Raw genomic sequence first — 1,816 nt, forward strand, 5'->3', positions numbered from 1 at the left:
CGTCGTTTAGGGTCTCTTGTCTTGAATCGCGGGCAGAAGAGGCCTGAGGCGCGTTTTGCCTATATCGACATCTCGTCGATTGACAATGTGAACCAAAAGCTCGGACAAGAAACTGTTATAAATGCAGCTGACGCGCCCTCACGAGCAAGAAAGCTAGTCGCAAAGAATGATGTGCTCTATGCGACCGTCCGCCCTTATTTGCATAATGCCTGTATCGTAGATAAGGATTTTAATATTAAGCCCATCGCAAGTACTGGGTTTGCTGTCCTTTCATGTCTTGACGGATTCCTTCCTAGTTTTCTTCTCTACTTTTTGGTTTCTCCTAGCTTTGACTCTTATGCAAATGCCAATGAGAACGCGAAGGGGGTTGCCTATCCGGCAATCAATGACAACAGGCTGTATCGCGCTCTAGTTCCTGTTCCCCCGGCCAGCGAGCAGAAACGAATTGTTTCTAGAGTCACCGAAGTATTTGCTCTTACCAATTGACTGCTTCATCAACCGCGGCGCGCTGTTCATCGGCAGTGCGCCGCAGATAGATTCGCGTTGTCTCAATGCTTTCGTGTCCCATAAGATCAGCAAGCAGTGAAATATCTGGGTTGCGGTTGATAAAGTTTTTTGCGAACAAGTGCCGAAATGAATGCGGGTATACGACGTCTTGGTCGACGCCATAGCGCAGTGCGGCACGCTTCAACCCTACGGATATGCCGCGCGAAGTAATCGCGTTGTCGTTTTTGCCTGGAAATAGAAGGCCATTCATTGGCTTGGCTTTCCATGTAAGACTTTCTTCACGCAAAGAGTCAGGTATCCAAATTCTCCTGAGCTTCTGGCCTTTTGAAACAATGTCCATATATCCAGCGGTAACGTGTTCTACTTTGAACTGTCTTAACTCACTTACTCTCGCACCCGTACAACCAAGAAAGCGAACGATGAAATACCAAAACCAATCACCGTCTTGCTTCAGGCCGCTGATTAACTGCATGTATTGTTCATTGCTGATGACATTGTCGAGAAACGGCTTCTGTTGAATTCGCACTCCTTTGAGTCGGATTCCATCGAAAGCGATGAAATCAAGGTAGGTGTTAATTGCGCCGATGCGGTTGTTAACCGTTTTCGGAGCGAATGAAGAAACCAGCCACTCTTTGTGCGCAAGAAGTGACTGGTTTGTTAGAGACTGAGTTTTATCGATAAGCTGGCATATTGCAAAGGAATAAGAATCAACAGTGTTTTCCGCATAACCCTTTTCCTGCAAGTATTGTACAAACATTCTCATGACATCTTCCTTTCGACGAGGTCATGAAAACAGTTAGACAAGTATTTTGAAAAGCCAGTCAACTTCATAAACGATGCGACGCTGCTCGGCGAGGGGCGGAACTGGGATTAGGTAGTTTCTGACCGTCTCCTGCGCAAGCTCTTTCTGCTTCGTGCTGCCGCTTGCCTGGTCTTCAATTTCAGACTGGACTGACGGCCCCGCGAAATAGGCGAAGGCAAACCGGTGATCAAGCCAATCTTCCCGCGTCCTGATCACCGTCACGTGGCTGTCGGCGACGGCCCAGCCGTATCTGTTTTTCGCCGAGTCATAGACCGCCATCCTGCCCAACGTGCCGAGGCCGGTCGAGTTCCAGAGAAGGTCACCATCCTTCAGAATCCGCTCATCCGCGTACTTGGATACGGTGGCTGGGTCGATGAACCTCGCCTTTTCCACGGAGAATCCGCTCCATTGGTTGCACTTTTGGGCGATCACGGGGTATTTCTCGACGGTCGAATACTTCGGCGACTTGCCCCTCTGGATGTAAGTGGTGACGCTCTCGAGCCTCGC

General features: G+C 49.3%; 3 protein-coding genes. 1 reads left to right on the top strand and 2 read right to left on the bottom strand.

Annotated features, from left to right (window positions below):
- Positions 1–486 (top strand): restriction endonuclease subunit S (locus AB5164_RS10120; RefSeq protein ID WP_192919620.1); only part of this gene is annotated, 486 nt, incomplete at its 5' end.
- Here AB5164_RS10120 and AB5164_RS10125 read toward each other — a convergent pair.
- Positions 476–1,270, bottom strand: coding sequence for a tyrosine-type recombinase/integrase (locus AB5164_RS10125; RefSeq protein ID WP_006235246.1), 795 nt, complete (start codon positions 1,268–1,270; stop codon positions 476–478). The two genes, AB5164_RS10120 and AB5164_RS10125, sit on opposite strands and share 11 nt — an antisense overlap.
- 33 nt (positions 1,271–1,303) lie before the next feature.
- Positions 1,304–1,816 (bottom strand): restriction endonuclease subunit S (locus AB5164_RS10130; protein ID WP_192934321.1); only part of this gene is annotated, 513 nt, incomplete at its 5' end.

Source organism: Collinsella aerofaciens (assembly GCF_040915425.1).
GTDB classification, from domain to species: domain Bacteria; phylum Actinomycetota; class Coriobacteriia; order Coriobacteriales; family Coriobacteriaceae; genus Collinsella; species Collinsella aerofaciens_BW.

Bases quoted from the DNA above. Each gene is read 5' to 3' on its own strand.
- AB5164_RS10125 (WP_006235246.1), bottom strand. From the start codon at position 1,270: ATGAGAATGTTTGTACAATACTTGCAGGAAAAGGGTTATGCGGAAAAC.